Below are 15464 nucleotides of genomic sequence, written 5' to 3'. Positions count from 1 at the left end.
CACGTCCCGGTCGAATCAACGACCAGGTCTTACAGCGCGTTACTGCTCCGATTGTTGCAGTCCGGCAATCAGGTAAGAAAAGCCGCTAACACGGGTGATGACCGTCACGATGTGGATACAAGACCTTGGCTGCCCCTGGGCATCGGGGCATCCGACGGCTACGTTCATCGGCCAGTCATAGTCCTCGAGAGGACCGCCGCTCATCACGCGGCATGTCGGCATTTGGAGGGACGAGTGTCAAAAGCACGACTCACACGGGTTTTCGTGCTGGCAGCGGCTGCTTCGCTCGCATTGGGCGCCTGCGCCGCCCGCGACGACGGTTCGGACGGTGGCGGTAACGACAATCAGCCCCAGGCTGACGCACCGGCCCAGCCGGTGGACGCCGCAAATCCCCGAGGCGATGGCAATGCTGTATGTGATCCATCAACAACGATCGCCTATGCGGGAACCATTAACGGCGAGAACGCTGCACTCGGTCAGAACATCCTCAACGGCGTGAAGCTGGCGGTCGAGCAGCACAACGAGGCCAACGAGCAGTGCCAGGTGAAGCTCGCCGAGTTCGAGACCGAGGGTGTTCCGGACAAGGCGCCGGGCATCGTCACCCAGATGGCCAACACCCCGGACATCATCGGCGTGGTCGGCCTGCCCTTCTCCGGGGAGTCCAAGGCCGCGGGCAACATCTTCCACGAGGCCGGCCTGGTTTCCATCACCCCCTCGGCCACCAACCCGGACCTGAGCAGCAACGGCTGGAAGACCTTCTTCCGTGGCGTCGGAACCGACACCGACCAGGGTCCGGCGGCGGCGAAGTTCCTCACCGAGAACCTCGGCGCGCAGAACGTGTGCGTGGTGCAGGACGACTCCGAGTACGGCGTGGGTCTCGCCAACTCCGTGAAGGAGGCGCTGGGTGACAGCGTGGCCTGCCAGGAGGAGGTCAAGTCCAAGCAGAAGGAGTTCTCCGCGGTCATCAACAAGATCAAGAGCGAGTCTCCGGACGCGATCTACTACGCGGGCTACTACCGTGAGGCCGCGCCCTTCGCGCAGCAGCTCTACGACCAGGGTGTGGACGCCACCTTCGCCGGTCCGGACGGCATCAAGGACGCCGAGTTCGTCAAGGGGGCGGGCGAGGCCGCGAACAACGCCTACTTCACCTGCCCCTGCGTGCCCGAGGACCAGTTCACCGACTTCATCGATGCCTATAACGCCGCGTTCGGCAAGGCCCCTGGCACGTACTCCGCCGAGGGGTACGACGTCACCACGATCCTGCTCAAGGGAATCGACGAGGGCAACACCGACCGGGCCGCCATGCTGGACTACGTGTCCAACTACGAGGGCCAGGGCCTGACCAAGAAGTTCACCTGGGACGACAAGGGCGACCTGACCGAAACTCCGGTGTGGACTTACAAAGTGGAGAATGGCAAGATCGTCCGCAATGTCGAGATCAAGTGACTGAATGAGTGGGCGCCGGGCCGGGCAACGTCGGCCCGGCGCCCACTCCCTTCCTTGATTCCCGACCCGACTGATGGCCTGCATCCGGGGCGCGCGTGTGGCGGTCGAACCCGCCTGGCGTGCGCCCTGGTGCTGTAGAAAACGAGTGAGGCCGTGCGCCACGAGTTGCCCGCGCTGTTTCTCGCGCAAGACCCCTGGATCAATTTCGACGTCGAAGCCCTCGGTGAGCAGTTCTGGTTCAACACCGTCGAGGGACTGTCCCAAGGAAGTATCTATGCGCTGATCGCGCTCGGCTACACGCTCGTCTATGGTGTGCTGAAGCTGATCAACTTCGCGCATTCCGAAGTCTTCATCTATGGTGCTTTCGCCACCTGGTTCACCTTCTACGGGCTCGGTTTCCGTCCCGGATCGACGCCCGATCTGCCGATTTTCGAACTCGTCGGGTTCCTGCTGCTCGCCCTGATAGCGGCGATGCTGATATCCGGCGGCACGGCGGTGATTCTGGAACGTGTCGCCTATCGACCATTACGCAAACACAAGGCGCCCCGACTGGCCTTCCTGATCACCGCGATCGGTGCCTCGTTCGTGTTGCAGCAGATCATCTTCATCTGGCGCGGCGGCAACGCGGAGCAGGCGATCCGGCTGATGCGGCCGGAGGAGGCCTTCCAGATATTCGGGGCAGGCGTCACCAACCTCACGATCATCATCGTGCTCTCCTCGCTGGCCCTGATGCTTGTCGCGGACACCTTCATCAACCGCACCCGGATCGGCAGGGGAATCCGCGCCGTAGCGCAGGACCCGGACACCGCCACGCTGATGGGGGTCAACAAGGAACGCGTCATCATGCTGACCTTCCTGGTCGGCGGCCTGCTCGCGGGTGCGGCCGCCTTGCTCTACATGATGAAGATCCCGCAGGGGGCCTCCTACCAGGGCGGCTTCCTGCTCGGCATCAAGGCGTTCGCCGCCGCGGTGCTCGGCGGCATCGGCAACATCCGCGGCGCACTGCTCGGCGGGCTGCTGATCGGCCTGTTCGAGAACTACGGGCAGTCGCTGTTCGGCGGTGAATGGCGGGACATCGTGGCCTTCGTGGTCCTGATCCTGATCCTGATGTTCCGCCCGACGGGCATCCTCGGTGAGTCTCTCGGGAAGGCACGAGTATGACGACGGCCACCACAACCTCCCCGAAACCCACCAGGCGAAGCGGCGGCAGGCCGGTCCGCGAGTGGTGGAGCACGCTCAACCGGTTCCAGCAGTGGGCGGTGCTCATCCCGGTCGTCGTGCTCATCTACCTGCTCCCGGTGCTGAACCCGCCGATCCTCACCACCGAGCCGGGCTTCGACTTCTCCATCGCGATGTTCGAGGTCGCCCGGTTCGCGCTGATCGCGATCGGGCTGAACGTCGTCGTCGGCCAGGCCGGGCTGCTCGACCTCGGCTACGTCGGCTTCTTCGCCATCGGCGCCTATGTCGCGGCACTGTTCACCAGCCCCGACTCGGTGCTGGCCAAGCTGCCGTTCCTGGTGGTCCTGCCGATCGCCATGGCGATCACGATGGTGTTCGGGGTGATCCTCGGAACGCCGACACTCCGGCTGCGCGGTGACTACCTCGCGATCGTCACCCTCGGCTTCGGCGAGATCGTCCGGCTGCTGGCGGACAACATCGACCCGCTCCGCGGCAACCGCGGTTTCCAGGAGGTCGGCGCGCCGCCAGGCACCTGGTCCGACGGCAGCGCGATCTTCACCAACACCGACGGCAAACCCTGGTACTGGTTCTGCGTCACGATCATCATCGTGATGCTCATGCTGGTCGGGAACCTGGAACGCTCCCGGGTCGGCAGGGCATGGGTCGCCATCCGGGACGACGAGGACGCCGCGCAGCTCATGGGCGTGCCGACCTTCCGGTACAAGATCTGGGCCTTCGTGATCGGGGCTGCGATCGGCGGGCTGGCCGGTGCGCTCTACGCGGGCCAGCTCTCCTTCGTGAACAACCAGAAGTTCGACGTGGTGACCTCGGTCCTCTTCCTCTGTGCCGTGATCCTCGGCGGCTCGGGGAACAAGGTGGGCGTGGTGCTGGGCGCGTTCGTCATCGCCTACGTCCCACTGCGCTTCCTGGTGATCGCCGAGTACAAGTACCTTATCTTCGGGATGGCGCTGGTGGTGCTGATGATCTTCCGGCCACAGGGTCTCCTCGGGGCGCGGCAGCACCTGCTCGCCTACGGCAGAAAGGTGTACCAACGCTTCCTCGGCAGGGGCGAGAGCGTCAGCGGGGACTCGCCACTCACCGGGGAGCACCGGAACGGGGGTAAGCCGTGACCGAACCGGGGCGGGACGAGGAACCGACCGTCTACCTGGACCAGGGGCTGCTGGCCGAGCTGGACCGGATGAGTCCCGGCCAGCGAGCCGAGCACGAGGCCGAGGTCGCGCAGGCCGTGGCCCCCCACCGCGAAATGGACGTCGAGGTCGGGCAGACCCTGCTGGAACTGCAGGACCTCAGCGTCCGTTTCGGCGGGCTGGTGGCGCTGGACTCGGTCTCCTTCGCCATCCAGCGCGGCGAGATCCTCGGGCTGATCGGGCCGAACGGTGCGGGAAAGACCACCTGCTTCAACGCGATGACCGGGGTGTACCGGCCCAGCTCGGGGCGGGTGCTGCTGGAGGGCAAGCCACTCGGCAAGGCCAAGAAACACCACATCACCCGGCGGGGCATCGCCCGCACCTTCCAGAACATCCGCCTCTTCGGCGAGATGACCGCGCTGGAGAACGTGGTGGTCGGCACGGACGCCCGGCACAAGACCAGCGTGACCGGGGCGCTGCTGCGGCTGCCCCGGCACGACCGCGAGGAGCGGACAGCGGTCGAGCGTGGCATGGCGCTGCTGGAGTTCGTCGATATCGCCGACCGGGCCGCGGACAAGGCGAAGAACCTGCCCTACGGCTCCCAGCGGCGGCTGGAGATCGCCCGCGCGCTGGCCACCGAGCCGAAGCTGCTCTGCCTCGACGAGCCGGCCGCGGGCTTCAACACCGGAGAGAAGGCCGAGCTCATGGGCCTGATCCGGAAGATCCGCGACGACGGCTACACGGTACTGCTGATCGAGCACGACATGCGGCTGGTGATGGGCGTGACCGACCGGATCGTCGTGCTGGAGTTCGGCAAGAAGATCGCCGAGGGGAGCCCGTCGGAGATCAGGGAGAACCCGGCCGTGATCGCCGCCTACCTGGGAGTGCCTGACGATGAGCCTGCTTGAGCTGTCCGGAGTGTCCGTCCACTACGGACGTATCGAGGCGGTCGCCGACATCACCATCACCGTCGAGGAAGGCGAGATCGTCACCCTCATCGGGGCCAACGGGGCAGGCAAGACCACCACCATGCGCGCCATCTCCGGGATCCGCCCGCTGTCCGCGGGACGGATCTCCTTCGGCGGGGAGGACATCACCAAGCTGCGGGCCGACCTGCGCGTGGTCCGCGGGATCTCGCAGGCCCCGGAGGGGCGCGGCATCTTCCCCGGCATGACCGTGGCGGAGAACCTGGACATGGGCGCCTACACTCGCCGCGACCGCAAGGCCACCCGCGCGGTACTCGAACGGGTCTACGAGCTGTTCCCGCGGCTGGCCGAACGCAGCACCCAGGTGGGCGGCACCCTCTCCGGCGGGGAGCAGCAGATGCTCGCGATCGGCAGGGCACTGATGGCGGAACCGAAGCTGTTGCTGCTGGACGAGCCATCGATGGGGCTCGCGCCGCAGATCATCCAGCAGATCTTCCGGATCATCACCGAGATCAACGAGCAGGGCACCACCGTGCTGCTGGTGGAGCAGAACGCCCAGCAGGCCCTGTCCAGGGCACACCGGGCCTACGTGCTGGAGACCGGCTACATCGTCAAGTCCGGCACCGGCGCCGAGCTGCTCGCCGACGAGTCGATCAAGGAGGCCTACCTCGGGGTCGCCTGACCAACCGGGCGCCCGGTCACAACCGCCGGTTGTGGCCGGGCGCCGGATGGCTGTTGGACGGGGCCGGTGCGGGGGCGGTTTGCTGAGGTCAGCGGGCCGGGAAGGTCCCGGCCCACCGAAGATGGGGAGACCTCATGCAGACTTCGCCAGCCGTCGAGGGGATCGCCGCGGGGGTTCCGTACGTCGCCGTCCCACCGGCCGCGGCCGATGGACCGGCACCGTTGGTGGTCACCTGGCACCTGATGGAACCCCCGCGCAGCGAGCAGGCCATGGCCGCGGCGCTGCCGATGGCCGGACTGCCGGCCTGGCGGGTCCACCTCGGGCTGCCGATGAGCGGGAGCAGGGCACCGGAAGGCGGCTTCGCGGAGTTCCTCCGGCTGGCGGGCGAGGACTTCGTGCTGAACATCGCCGAACCGGTGACCGAGCGGGCCGCGGCCGAGTTCCCTGCCGTGGTCGCCGAGCTGCGCGCCGCCCTGCCCATCGCGGACGGCCCGGTCGGCGTGGCCGGCGGCTCGGCGGGTGCGGCGGTGGCACTGGAGGTGCTGGCCCGCGCGGAGCTGCCGATCGCGGCCGCCGCCGTAGTGAGCCCGGTGGTCCAGCTCGCCGCAGCCGTCGGGCGCAACGAACGGGCCTACGGCGTGCGGTACCCGTGGAGCGAGCGGTCCCGTGCGGTGGCCGACCGGTTCGACTTCGTGCGCCGCGCGGAGGAGCTGACCGCCGAGGTGCTGCTGGTGCTCGGCGAGCAGGACGACATCGCCTTCACCGAGCCCGCGGCGGCACTGGCGGGCAAGCTCGGTGACCGGGCCAGGCTGGTCACCATCGGCGGCATGGCGCATGCACTGGCCGAGGAGCCCGGCATCGAGGCGGCCGCGCAGACCCCGCACGCCGCAGCGGTGGACGCGGAGTTCACCGCGTGGTTCCGCTCCCGCCTGCGGTAACCGGCTCGTCCGCAGGCACCCAGTTCCTGGCGGGGTCGTAGTCACACCAGGACTCCGCCCTGCTGGTCTGGCCGGCCAGTGCCAGCAGCCTTGCCAGGCCCGGATGCCGGTTGTCCCGGTGCCAGACCACCGACCACGGGAACAGCGGCGCCGGTTCGAACGGCAGCACCCGCAGGTTCAGGTCGGCTGCGAGCTCCATATCGGCACCGGCCAGGGTGACCCGCTGCCTGCCGTACCGGGTCTGCTCCAGGGTGTGCCGGAGGTCGTAGCTGACCCCGGACTCGTCCAGCGGCACCCCGAGGCTCTCGCTCATCCGGCGCAGGTACGCCAGCCACTCCACCGGCCCGGCCAGCGAGGGCAGCCAGATTCCCTCCGCCCGCAGATCGGTCATCCGGACGACCTCGCCCGCAGCCAGCGGATGCTCCGGTGGCAGCAGGGCCACCAGCGGCTCCAGCCGGATCAGCCGGTGCTCCAGCTCCGCGGGCAGCTCCCGGCCGAGGTCGCGCACCCGGCCGAAGGCGAGGTCGAGCTCACCGTGCAGCAACGGGCCGAGCGCGTTCGCCAGCCCGCGCAACTGGCTGCGCTCGATCCGCAGCTCCGGGTCCCGCTCGGCCATCCTGCGCAGCATGAACATCGGGGAAAGCCGGGAGTCGATCAGGTCCAGCCGTAGCGGCCTGGCCGCGCCGTCCAGTGCGGCGACGGCGGCTTCGGCCACCCGCAGCAGTTCCACCGCATGCGGCAGGAACCGCGCGCCCTGCTCGGTCAGCTCGGTCGCCCTGCCGGTGCGCAGGAACAACTGGACCGACAGCGCCTCCTCCAGCCTGCGGATGCGCTTGGAAAGCGCCTGCTGGGTGAGGAAGAGCTGCTCCGCCGCCCGGCTGAAGCTCTGCCGCTGCGCGGTGACCACGAATGCGCGGACCTGCGCGAGGTCGAGGTCCATCCCGCTACTTCGGCGGCCGGTCCCGCACCACGCAGGTCAGCCGGGCCGAGCAGCTGCGCCGGCCGGAGTCGTCGGTGAGCTCGATGTCCACGGTGACGGTCCCGCGCCCGACATGCACCGGGCTGGCCACCCCGGTCACCTTCCCCGCGCGGACGGCGCGGTGATGGGTACAGGACAGCTCCAGCCCCATCGCCACCCGGTCCCGGCCCGCGTTCAGCGCGGCGACGGTGGAGCCGAGGGCCTCGGCGAGCACCGCGTTCGCCCCGCCGTGCAGCAGCCCGTACGGCTGCAGGTTGCCCGCGACCGGCATCGTGCCGACCACCCGTTCGGGGCTCAGCTCGATGATCTCCAGCCCGATCTTGTCGTTGAGCTGCTGGTCGGCCACTGCCGGGTCGATCCCGGACAGCAGCGCACGGGCCTCGTCGGAGGTGGGCTCGGTCACCGTTGACTCCCTGCTCATGACGCTGAAGGACACTCCCGAAAGAGTGTCGGACCTGCAGCCTAGACTCGCCCCCGTGAGCCCGACTGAGAACACCACCGTAGCGAACACCACAGCCCCGGCCCCGGCAGGCGAGGGCACCCGGCTGCTGCTCATCGACGGGCACTCGATGGCCTACCGGGCGTTCTTCGCGGTTCCTGCCGACCGGTTCCGCACCACCACCGGTCAGGTCACCAACGCGGTGTTCGGGTTCACCTCCATGCTGATCAACCTGCTCAGGGACGAGACGCCCACGCACCTCGCGGTGGCCTTCGACGTCTCCCGGCAGACCTTCCGCTCGGAGACCTTCGCCGACTACAAGGCCACCCGCAGCGCCACCCCGGACGACTTCAAGGGCCAGGTGGACCTGATCAAGGACGTGCTGGCCGTCCTCGGCATCCCGATCCTGACCAAGGAGGGCTACGAGGCCGACGACATCATCGCCACCCTCACCACCCAGGCGGGACCGGACTACCAGGTGCTCATCTGCACCGGCGACCGGGACGCGCTGCAGCTGGTGAACGGGTCGGTCACGGTGCTCTACCCGAAGAAGGGCGTGTCCGACCTGGTCCGGTTCGACCCGGACGCGGTACAGGAGAAGTACGGCCTCAGCCCCTCCCAGTACCCGGACTTCGCGGCGCTGCGCGGGGACCCCTCGGACAACCTGCCCGGCATCCCAGGGGTGGGGGAGAAGACCGCGGCGAAGTGGATCAAGCAGTTCGGCACCCTCGGCGAGCTGGTCGACCGCATCGACGAGGTGAAGGGCAAGGTCGGCGACGCGCTGCGCGCGCATGTGGACGCCGTGCTGCTCAACCGGCAGCTCACCGAGCTGGTGCGGGACGTGCCGCTGGAGACCACGCCGGACGACCTCGAGCTGCGGCCATGGGACCGGGACGCGGTGCACCGGCTGTTCGACGAGCTGGAGTTCCGGGTGCTGCGGGACCGGCTCTTCGCCACCCTCTCCAGCGCCGAGCCGGAGGCTGATGAGGGCTTCCAGGTCAGCGGGCACGCGCTGGAGCCGGGCGCGGTCGCAGGCTGGCTCGGCGAGCATGCGGCTGGCGAGCAGCCGATCGGCCTTTCCTTCCGCACCACGGGCGCCTCGGTGTACGCCGACTTCCAGTCGGTCACCCTGGCGGCCCCGGACGGGCAGGGCGCCTATATCGACGTCACCGCCATGGACGAGGCCGACGAAAGCGCCCTCGCCGGCTGGCTCGCCGACCGCGCGATTCCCAAGGTCGGCCACGCGCTGAAGGTGCCGCTGCACGCGGCAAGGGCCCGCGGCTGGACGGTGGCCGGGCTGTCCATGGACACCGAGCTGGCCGCCTACCTGGTCCGCCCCGGCCAGCGTTCCTTCGAGCTGGACGACCTGGTGCTGCGTTACCTGCAACGGGAGCTGCGCTCCGAGGCGGGAGCGGGGGAGGGGCAGCTGTCCCTGCTGGACTCCGCGGGCAGCGGGCCCGAGGACGGGGACGCCCAGCTGGTGCAGGCCGAGCTGGTGCGTGCCCGCGCGGTGGCCGAGCTGGGCTCGGCGCTTGCCGAGGAACTCGGCAAGATGGGTGGCTCGCACCTGCTGGACGACCTCGAGCTGCCGCTGCTCGAGGTGATCACCGAGCTGGAGGCCGCTGGTATCGCGGTGGACCTCGACCAGCTCACCGAGCTCGAGGCGCATTACGCGGCGCGGGTGAAGCAGGCGGCCGACGACGCCTACGCGGTGATCGGCAAGCAGATCAACCTCGGCTCACCCAAGCAGCTGCAGGTGGTGCTGTTCGACGAGCTGGCCATGCCGAAGACCAAACGCACCAAGACCGGCTACACCACCGACGCCGAGGCGCTGCAGACGCTGTACGAGAAGACCGAGCACCCGTTCCTGCAGCACCTGCTCGAGCACCGGGACGCGACCAGGCTGCGGACCACTGTCGAGGGCCTGATCAAGTCGGTGGCCGGGGACGGTCGCATCCACACCACCCTGCAGCAGACCATCGCGGCAACCGGGCGACTGTCCTCGGTGGACCCCAACCTGCAGAACATCCCAGTGCGTACCGAGGAAGGCAGGCGGATCCGGGACGCCTTCGTGGTCGGTTCCGGCTACGCCGAGCTGATGACCGCGGACTACAGCCAGATCGAGATGCGGATCATGGCGCACCTCTCCGGGGACGAGAGCCTGATCGAGGCGTTCAACACCGGCGAGGACCTGCACACCTATGTGGCCTCGCGGGCGTTCGCCATCGAGCCCGATGAGGTGACCCCGGAACTGCGGTACCGGGTGAAGGCCATGTCCTACGGGCTGGCATACGGGCTGTCCGCCTATGGCCTCGCCCAGCAGCTGCGGATCTCCACGGAGGAGGCCAAGGCGCAGATGGACGCCTACTTCTCCCGGTTCGGCGGGGTGCGCGACTACCTGCACACCGTGGTCGAGCAGGCGGGCAAGGTCGGCTACACCGAGACGATCTTCGGGCGCCGCCGGTACCTGCCCGATCTGAACAGCGACAACCGCCAGCGCAGGGAGATGGCCGAGCGGATGGCGCTGAACGCGCCGATCCAGGGCAGCGCGGCGGACATCATCAAGGTCGCCATGCTCAAGGTGCACCAGGCGCTGCGCGAGGCGCAGGCGAGCAGCAGGGTGCTGCTGCAGGTGCACGACGAGCTGGTGCTCGAGGTGGTGGACGGCGAGCGGGCCGAGGTGGAACGCCTGGTGCGCGAGGCGATGGGTGCCGCCTACGAGCTGGCCGTTCCGCTGGAGGTCTCGGTGGGCTTCGGCCGGTCCTGGAACGAGGCCGCGCACTAGTATGGCCCGCCCGCTGCCGACGGTGGCCCACCTGCGCAGGGCCAAGGACTGGATGGACACGCGCTACGACCAGCCGCTGGAGGTCAGCCAGGTGGCGGCGGTGGCGGGATGTTCCCGGTCGCACTTCATCCACTCCTTCGCGGCGGCCTACGGCGAGTCGCCGATGGCCTACCTGACCCGTAGGCGGATCGAGCGGGCCAAGGATCTGCTGCGTGCCGCGAACCTGACGGTCACCGAGATCTGCATGCTGGTCGGCTTCGCCAGCCTCGGTACCTTCAGCCGCCGGTTCTCCGAGCTGGTGGGCATGTCCCCGACGCGGTACCGGGCGGCCGTGCGACGGTCCGGGCCCGCGCCCATCCCCGGTTGCTACCTGATGATGTGGACCCGCCCGGCGCCTGATTCCGTACTCTCGGATAAGGAGCCCGGTCCCGCCTCCGAATAGTGTTACTCCCCGTGAGCACGGACAAGGGAGCAACCATGATCAGGAAACTGTCGCACGCGGGCATCTACGTGCTGGACTACGACTCCGCCAGGGAGTTCTACACCGAGAAGCTCGGCTTCCAGGTGCGTACCGACATGAAGATGGACGGCCGGTTCCGCTGGCTCACCGTCGGACCGGCCGACCAGCCGGACCTGGAGTTCGTCCTGATGGAGCCGGGCCCGCCGCAGCACGACGCGGAGACCGAGAAGCAGCTGCGCGAGTTCATCGCCAAAGGCGTGCTCGGCATGGGCGTCTGGGGGACCGACGACTGCAGGGAGACCTTCCGGGTGCTGTCCGCGCGCGGGGTGACCTTCCTGCAGGAGCCGGCCGAACGGCCCTACGGGATCGAGGCCGTGTTCCGGGACGACTCGGGCAACTGGTTCAGTCTCACCGAGCGCAAGCCGTTCGACGAGAGCAAGCCGTGGTGCCTCGACGAGTAGCCGTAACCCCCCGCACCGACTGCTGCTCTTTTCGGGTAAAGCTGACCGAAAATGCAGGTTGAACCCCCTGGTCACACGGGAGGCCGACGGTAGCGTTGCGGACATGTCCGGCAAGAATGCGCTGATCCTCGCCGGCACCGGCATGCTCGACAAGGTCGTGCAGACCTTGATCGTCGAGGGGTGGCAGGTCGTGTTGCCGAGCCGTCGTTACAACCCGATCGCCTTCCGGGGCACCGAGGGCGGGCCCGGGGCCGCCGCCCGCCACGCGCTACGCCCGAAGGGGCACCTCCCGACCGCCGGAAGGGACGCCCCTGGCCACGCGATCTGGGTTGAGGCCCAGTGGGAGCGGCCACGCGAACTGGCCCGCTCCGCCGAGCGGGCCCTCACCGGGCCCGCCGATCTGCTGGTGGCCTGGGTGCACGAGTCCTACCGCCGGTCGGTCATCGGGGCGGTCGAGCGCCTGCTGGCGCCCTCGGCCCCGGTGGTCGAGGTGGCCGGCGGTCAGGCCGCGGGGCCCGCCGGGGACCCCGCCGAGCCGGTCCTGCCCGGCCACCCGACCCAGCAGGTGCTGCTCGGCACGGTGTCCGAACGCGACAGTGGCCGCGCGCTGGCGCAGGCCGAGATCGTCGATGGGGTGCTCACCGCGCTGCGCCGCGCGCTGGACGGCCGCCCCTCCTCGCTGCACCAGGTCGGCCAGCGCCGCCCCCACCTGTAGCCCCAGTCAACCGGGGTCAGCTGGGGTGGGTGCCGACCTCGCGCGCGAGGCCGCGGGCCAGCAGCATGATCGAGTCGCGGACCTCGGAGCGGGAGCGCTCCGGCTGGAACACCTGCCAGTCCAGCGCAACCACGAGCAGGGTGCCGAACAGCCCGGCAGCCGCCGTCGGGATCCGTACCCCCTCGGGCAGCCTGCCTGCCTCGTCGATCCGGTGCAGCAGCTCGCGGACGATCGAGATGATCTCCTCCCGCAGCAGGGTCAGCGTCTCCTGCCACTGGCCAGGGGTACGCCACATCTCGCTGACCAGGATCTGCGAGAAGCCCCGGTGTTCCCGGATGAACTCCAGCGAACTGTCCACAAGCGACTCCAGGGCCACCACCGGATCCTCGGCCCGGGCGCCGGTGCGCAGCCGCCCGGCGAGCTGGTCGACGCCGTACCGCAGCAGCGCGTCGACCAGCCCGTCCTTGCTGCCGAAGTTGTAGTAGACCGTGCCCTTGGCGACCCCGGCCTCGGCGGCGATCTCGTCCACGGTGAGCCCGATCAGCCCCTTGCTGTCGGCCAGCCGCAGCGTGGCCTCGAACAGCTTCCGCTTCGTCAGGTCGGACCGGACACTCACAGGCTCAGCTCCGGTTTGAGCTGGCTCGCCGTCCAGACCCGGCGTTTGCAGGCTGCCAGCGTCGAGATGGCCAGCCCGCCGACGAGATAGGCCACCAGCACCCCGATATCACCGAGCACCTGCGGCGAGGCCCCGCTGTAGAGCAGGTGCCGCAGCCCGTCGATCACGTACCCCATCGGCAGCACCACATGCAGCGGGTACAGCGGGTCGGGGATGGTCTGCCACGGGAACGTCCCGCCCGCGCTGACCAGCTGCAGCACCAGCAGCACCAGGCCGAGGAACTTGCCGACCGCGCCGAACAGCGCGTTCAGCGCGTGCACGATCGCGGTGAACGTCAGCGAGGTGAGCACGACGAACCCTACCGCGGCGGCCGGATGCTCGACATGGATTCCGACCAGCCAGGTCACCGCGCCGAACAGCACCACGACCTGCGCCACGCCCAGCACGGCCGATGGCAGCCACCCGCCGATGGCGACCCGCAGCGGGGAGGCTCCCGCGGTGAGTGCCCTGGTGGCCAGCGGGCGCAGCAGCAGGTACAGCACGAACGCGCCGATCCAGGTGGCCAGCCCGATGAAGAACGGCGCCAGCCCCGCCCCGTAGGTCCCCGCCGAGGACATGCCAACCGAGTTGATCGCGACCGGATCGGCGATCGTGTTCGCCGTTGCGGTGCGGGTCGGGTCGTCCGGGTTGGGGATCTGCTCGAGCCCCGCGCCGAGCCCTTCGCGCAGGTCGGTGGCTCCCTTGGCCAGCTCGGTGGTGCCACTCAGCGCCTCCTGCTGCCCCTCGCGCAGCCGCCCGGCGCCCTCGGCGAGCTGCTGGGCCCCGTCGGCGGCCGTGCCGATGCCCTCGGTCAGCGCGGGCGCGGAACCCGCCAGCGTCGCGGCCCCTTGGGCGACCTGGTTCGCGCCGTCGGCCAGGGTGTTCAGCTTGCCCGAGGCGTCCTGGATCTTGGCATCGGCCTGGTCGACCGGCTGCCGGAGCTGGTCGAGCACGGTCAGCGCGCGCTGGATGTCCTCCTCCGGCAGCCCGGCCTCCCGTAGCTGTCGCTGGATATCGGCGCGGGCCTGGTCGAGGTTGCCCTGCAGGTCCGCGGAACCGGAGGCGAGCAGCGAGCCCACCTCGGCGATCCTGGCGTTGCCCTGCGCAACCTGGCTGGCCCCGTCGGCCAGCTCCCTGGACTGCCGCGGCAGGTCCGCGGTGCTCTGCCGCAGCGTGTTCAGCCCGCTCGCCAGCTCGGTGGTCTTGGTCGCCAGTTCCTTGCTGCCGTTCGCCAGCTCCTGCTGGCCGGACTTCAGCTCCTGCGCGCCCTCGGCCAGCTTGCCCGCGCCCTCGGTGGCCTCGCTGATCTTGGAGTAGATGGTGGAGAAGCCGACCAGGAACCGTTCCGCCGCCTCGCTGCCGACCTTCTCCGCGATCGTCGCCCTGACCTGCTCGGCCACCTGGTCGGCGATCGTGCCTGCCAGGTAGTTGTTGGCGTCGTTGGTGGTCAGCGTGATCGTGGCCTGCTGTGGCTGGAAGTCCCCTGTGGACAGCAGCGCGGTGGAGAAGTTCTCCGGGATGGTGATCGCGAAGGCGTAGTCGTCGTCTCGCACCCCCTGCCGTGCCTCCTCCGCGGACACCTCGTGCCACTGGAAGCTGCTGGAACTCACCAGCTCGTCGGTGACCTCGCGGCCGACCACCCGGTGGTTGCCGTCCGGGTCGGTGGCCCCGGTGTCGTTGGTGACCACCGCGGCCGGCAGCTTGTCCAGCCTGCCGTAGGGATCCTGGTTGGCGTACAGGTACAGCGAGGCGTACAGCAACGGGACCAGGACCAGCGCCAGCAGTGCCAGCTTCGGCAGGGTCCCGCTGCTGAGCCTGCGCAGCTCGTTGAGCGCGATCCGGATGCTGCTCATGGGGTCTCTCCTTCATCGCCCGCCGCGCCGGCCTCGGCAGTCTCAGCGGTCTCGGTGCGGCACCGCTGGGGCGCGGGCTGGTCGTGCTGCCCGATGCGGGCCGGCGGTGCGGGTAACGCGGTGACCGCGGCGGTGGCGGTCAGCACGAGCACCGCGAGGCCGCGCTCGGCGTGCTCGTGCGCGACCATCGCCCAGTCCTCCACCTCGCTGGTGTGCCGGTCCGGCCGGTCCAGCACCAGCGCGGCCACCCCCGCGCGGGTGGCCGCCAGCTCGGTGAGCAACCGGATCCGCAGCGCGGGCTCGATCCGCTCGAACCGGGTCCCGGCATAGGGGGCGAGGTCGTGCGCGGTCAGCCACCGGCGCACATCGGCGGCGGCCGCCGGTTGCCCGGCCAGTGCCAGCTCCTCGCCGACGACCACGCTCAGCGACAGTGCCTCGTCCGGTTCGCTGACCCCGGGGGCGTCCACCACCGCGACCAGGGAACGCAGCTTGGCAGCGTCGGCGACCTCGTCCACGGTCACCGTCCCCGTGGTCGGGCGCAGCCTGCCTGCCAGGGCGAGGCCGAGCGCGGTCACCCCGGTTCCGGGTTCGCCGTGCACCAGCGCCAGCTCACCGTCGGCCACGGCGAGCGAGGTGGACGGCAACAACGTGCCGTGCGGGCCGTCGAGGGACACCCGGTCGGCGCGAAGCTGCATACGGCCTCCTTTTGAACTGACCAGTCAGTTCAAAACTAGACCGACGACGGGGCGCCCGCAATGGGAAACGCGCGGTAGCCCACGTCCGGGTGACGGAGGTTAC

15 protein-coding genes are annotated in these 15464 nt (G+C 69.3%); 10 read left to right on the top strand and 5 right to left on the bottom strand.

From position 1 onward, the window contains the following. Positions 1-234: 234 nt before the first annotated feature. The 6 genes from KOI47_RS22560 to KOI47_RS22535 all read left to right on the top strand — a co-directional run bounded on the left by KOI47_RS22560 (position 235) and on the right by KOI47_RS22535 (position 6319). Complete coding sequence (locus KOI47_RS22560) at positions 235-1446, top strand: branched-chain amino acid ABC transporter substrate-binding protein (protein WP_332461420.1); 1212 nt, start codon at positions 235-237, stop codon at positions 1444-1446. A gap of 165 nt (positions 1447-1611) precedes the next feature. Beyond that, a complete protein-coding gene (locus tag KOI47_RS22555; protein WP_408629951.1) occupies positions 1612-2607 on the top strand; it encodes a branched-chain amino acid ABC transporter permease in 996 nt (331 codons plus the stop codon). Then, positions 2604-3755: a branched-chain amino acid ABC transporter permease gene (locus KOI47_RS22550; protein WP_216206936.1), complete on the top strand. Its 1152-nt coding sequence runs from the start codon at positions 2604-2606 to the stop codon at positions 3753-3755. The genes KOI47_RS22555 and KOI47_RS22550 overlap by 4 nt, the downstream gene beginning before the upstream one ends. Positions 3756-3823: 68 nt before the next feature. After that, complete coding sequence (locus KOI47_RS22545; protein ID WP_216217479.1) at positions 3824-4681, top strand: ABC transporter ATP-binding protein; 858 nt, start codon at positions 3824-3826, stop codon at positions 4679-4681. After that, positions 4668-5381, top strand: a complete 714-nt coding sequence (locus tag KOI47_RS22540) for an ABC transporter ATP-binding protein (protein ID WP_216206932.1) — start codon at positions 4668-4670, stop codon at positions 5379-5381. Before KOI47_RS22545 ends, KOI47_RS22540 begins: the two co-directional genes overlap by 14 nt. A 134-nt stretch (positions 5382-5515) precedes the next feature. After that, on the top strand, positions 5516-6319 hold the full coding sequence (locus KOI47_RS22535; protein ID WP_216206929.1) for a prolyl oligopeptidase family serine peptidase: 804 nt from the start codon (positions 5516-5518) through the stop codon (positions 6317-6319). Here KOI47_RS22535 and KOI47_RS22530 read toward each other — a convergent pair. Together KOI47_RS22530 and KOI47_RS22525 are read right to left on the bottom strand one after the other, a co-directional pair. Next, positions 6288-7259: a LysR family transcriptional regulator gene (locus tag KOI47_RS22530; RefSeq protein WP_216206926.1), complete on the bottom strand. Its 972-nt coding sequence runs from the start codon at positions 7257-7259 to the stop codon at positions 6288-6290. The genes KOI47_RS22535 and KOI47_RS22530 overlap by 32 nt on opposite strands. A 4-nt stretch (positions 7260-7263) precedes the next feature. After that, positions 7264-7701 carry a PaaI family thioesterase gene (locus KOI47_RS22525; protein ID WP_232376177.1) on the bottom strand — a complete coding sequence of 146 codons (438 nt, stop codon included), beginning with the start codon at positions 7699-7701 and terminating at the stop codon, positions 7264-7266. 73 nt (positions 7702-7774) lie between these two features. On the opposite strand from KOI47_RS22525, the gene polA reads away from it, so the two are divergent. The 4 genes from polA (at position 7775) to KOI47_RS22505 (ending at position 12158) form a co-directional block, all read left to right on the top strand. Further along, entirely contained in the window at positions 7775-10522 is a 2748-nt protein-coding gene (gene polA, locus KOI47_RS22520; protein WP_216206917.1) for a DNA polymerase I, read from the top strand. 1 nt (position 10523) lies between these two features. After that, positions 10524-10964, top strand: coding sequence for a helix-turn-helix transcriptional regulator (locus KOI47_RS22515; protein WP_216206914.1), 441 nt, complete (start codon positions 10524-10526; stop codon positions 10962-10964). Positions 10965-10999: 35 nt separating this feature from the next. Continuing rightward, the gene (locus KOI47_RS22510; RefSeq protein WP_216206912.1) at positions 11000-11443 is read left to right on the top strand and encodes a VOC family protein; all 444 of its coding nucleotides are present in this window, start codon (positions 11000-11002) and stop codon (positions 11441-11443) included. 103 nt (positions 11444-11546) lie between these two features. Further along, entirely contained in the window at positions 11547-12158 is a 612-nt protein-coding gene (locus KOI47_RS22505; protein WP_232376176.1) for a Rossmann-fold NAD(P)-binding domain-containing protein, read from the top strand. 16 nt (positions 12159-12174) lie between these two features. Here the strand turns inward: KOI47_RS22505 and KOI47_RS22500 are convergent, their stop codons facing one another. Genes KOI47_RS22500 through KOI47_RS22490 form a run of 3 tightly spaced genes read right to left on the bottom strand, consistent with a single transcriptional unit; the run spans position 12175 to position 15361 of the window. Then, on the bottom strand, positions 12175-12774 hold the full coding sequence (locus KOI47_RS22500) for a TetR/AcrR family transcriptional regulator (protein WP_216206907.1): 600 nt from the start codon (positions 12772-12774) through the stop codon (positions 12175-12177). Beyond that, positions 12771-14666 carry a YhgE/Pip family protein gene (locus KOI47_RS22495; protein ID WP_216206904.1) on the bottom strand — a complete coding sequence of 632 codons (1896 nt, stop codon included), beginning with the start codon at positions 14664-14666 and terminating at the stop codon, positions 12771-12773. Before KOI47_RS22495 ends, KOI47_RS22500 begins: the two co-directional genes overlap by 4 nt. Beyond that, positions 14663-15361 (bottom strand): ATP-binding cassette domain-containing protein, encoded by a 699-nt coding sequence (locus KOI47_RS22490; RefSeq protein WP_216206901.1) that lies wholly within the window; start codon positions 15359-15361, stop codon positions 14663-14665. The genes KOI47_RS22495 and KOI47_RS22490 overlap by 4 nt, the downstream gene beginning before the upstream one ends. Positions 15362-15464: the final 103 nt, after the last annotated feature.

Source organism: Amycolatopsis aidingensis (assembly GCF_018885265.1).
Classification (GTDB): domain Bacteria; phylum Actinomycetota; class Actinomycetes; order Mycobacteriales; family Pseudonocardiaceae; genus Amycolatopsis; species Amycolatopsis aidingensis.
This window is presented reverse-complemented; position numbering and strand designations above follow the sequence as displayed.

What these genes read in the sequence shown, in the direction of transcription:
- KOI47_RS22550 (WP_216206936.1), top strand. Translation starts at nt 2,604, where the DNA reads ATGACGACGGCCACCACAACCTCCCCGAAACCCACCAGGCGAAGCGGC.
- KOI47_RS22545 (WP_216217479.1), top strand. Translation starts at nt 3,824, where the DNA reads ATGAGTCCCGGCCAGCGAGCCGAGCACGAGGCCGAGGTCGCGCAGGCC.
- KOI47_RS22540 (WP_216206932.1), top strand. Translation starts at nt 4,668, where the DNA reads ATGAGCCTGCTTGAGCTGTCCGGAGTGTCCGTCCACTACGGACGTATC.
- KOI47_RS22535 (WP_216206929.1), top strand. Translation starts at nt 5,516, where the DNA reads ATGCAGACTTCGCCAGCCGTCGAGGGGATCGCCGCGGGGGTTCCGTAC.
- KOI47_RS22530 (WP_216206926.1), bottom strand. Translation starts at nt 7,259, where the DNA reads ATGGACCTCGACCTCGCGCAGGTCCGCGCATTCGTGGTCACCGCGCAG.
- KOI47_RS22515 (WP_216206914.1), top strand. Translation starts at nt 10,524, where the DNA reads ATGGCCCGCCCGCTGCCGACGGTGGCCCACCTGCGCAGGGCCAAGGAC.
- KOI47_RS22510 (WP_216206912.1), top strand. Translation starts at nt 11,000, where the DNA reads ATGATCAGGAAACTGTCGCACGCGGGCATCTACGTGCTGGACTACGAC.
- KOI47_RS22505 (WP_232376176.1), top strand. Translation starts at nt 11,547, where the DNA reads ATGTCCGGCAAGAATGCGCTGATCCTCGCCGGCACCGGCATGCTCGAC.
- KOI47_RS22495 (WP_216206904.1), bottom strand. Translation starts at nt 14,666, where the DNA reads ATGAGCAGCATCCGGATCGCGCTCAACGAGCTGCGCAGGCTCAGCAGC.
- KOI47_RS22490 (WP_216206901.1), bottom strand. Translation starts at nt 15,361, where the DNA reads ATGCAGCTTCGCGCCGACCGGGTGTCCCTCGACGGCCCGCACGGCACG.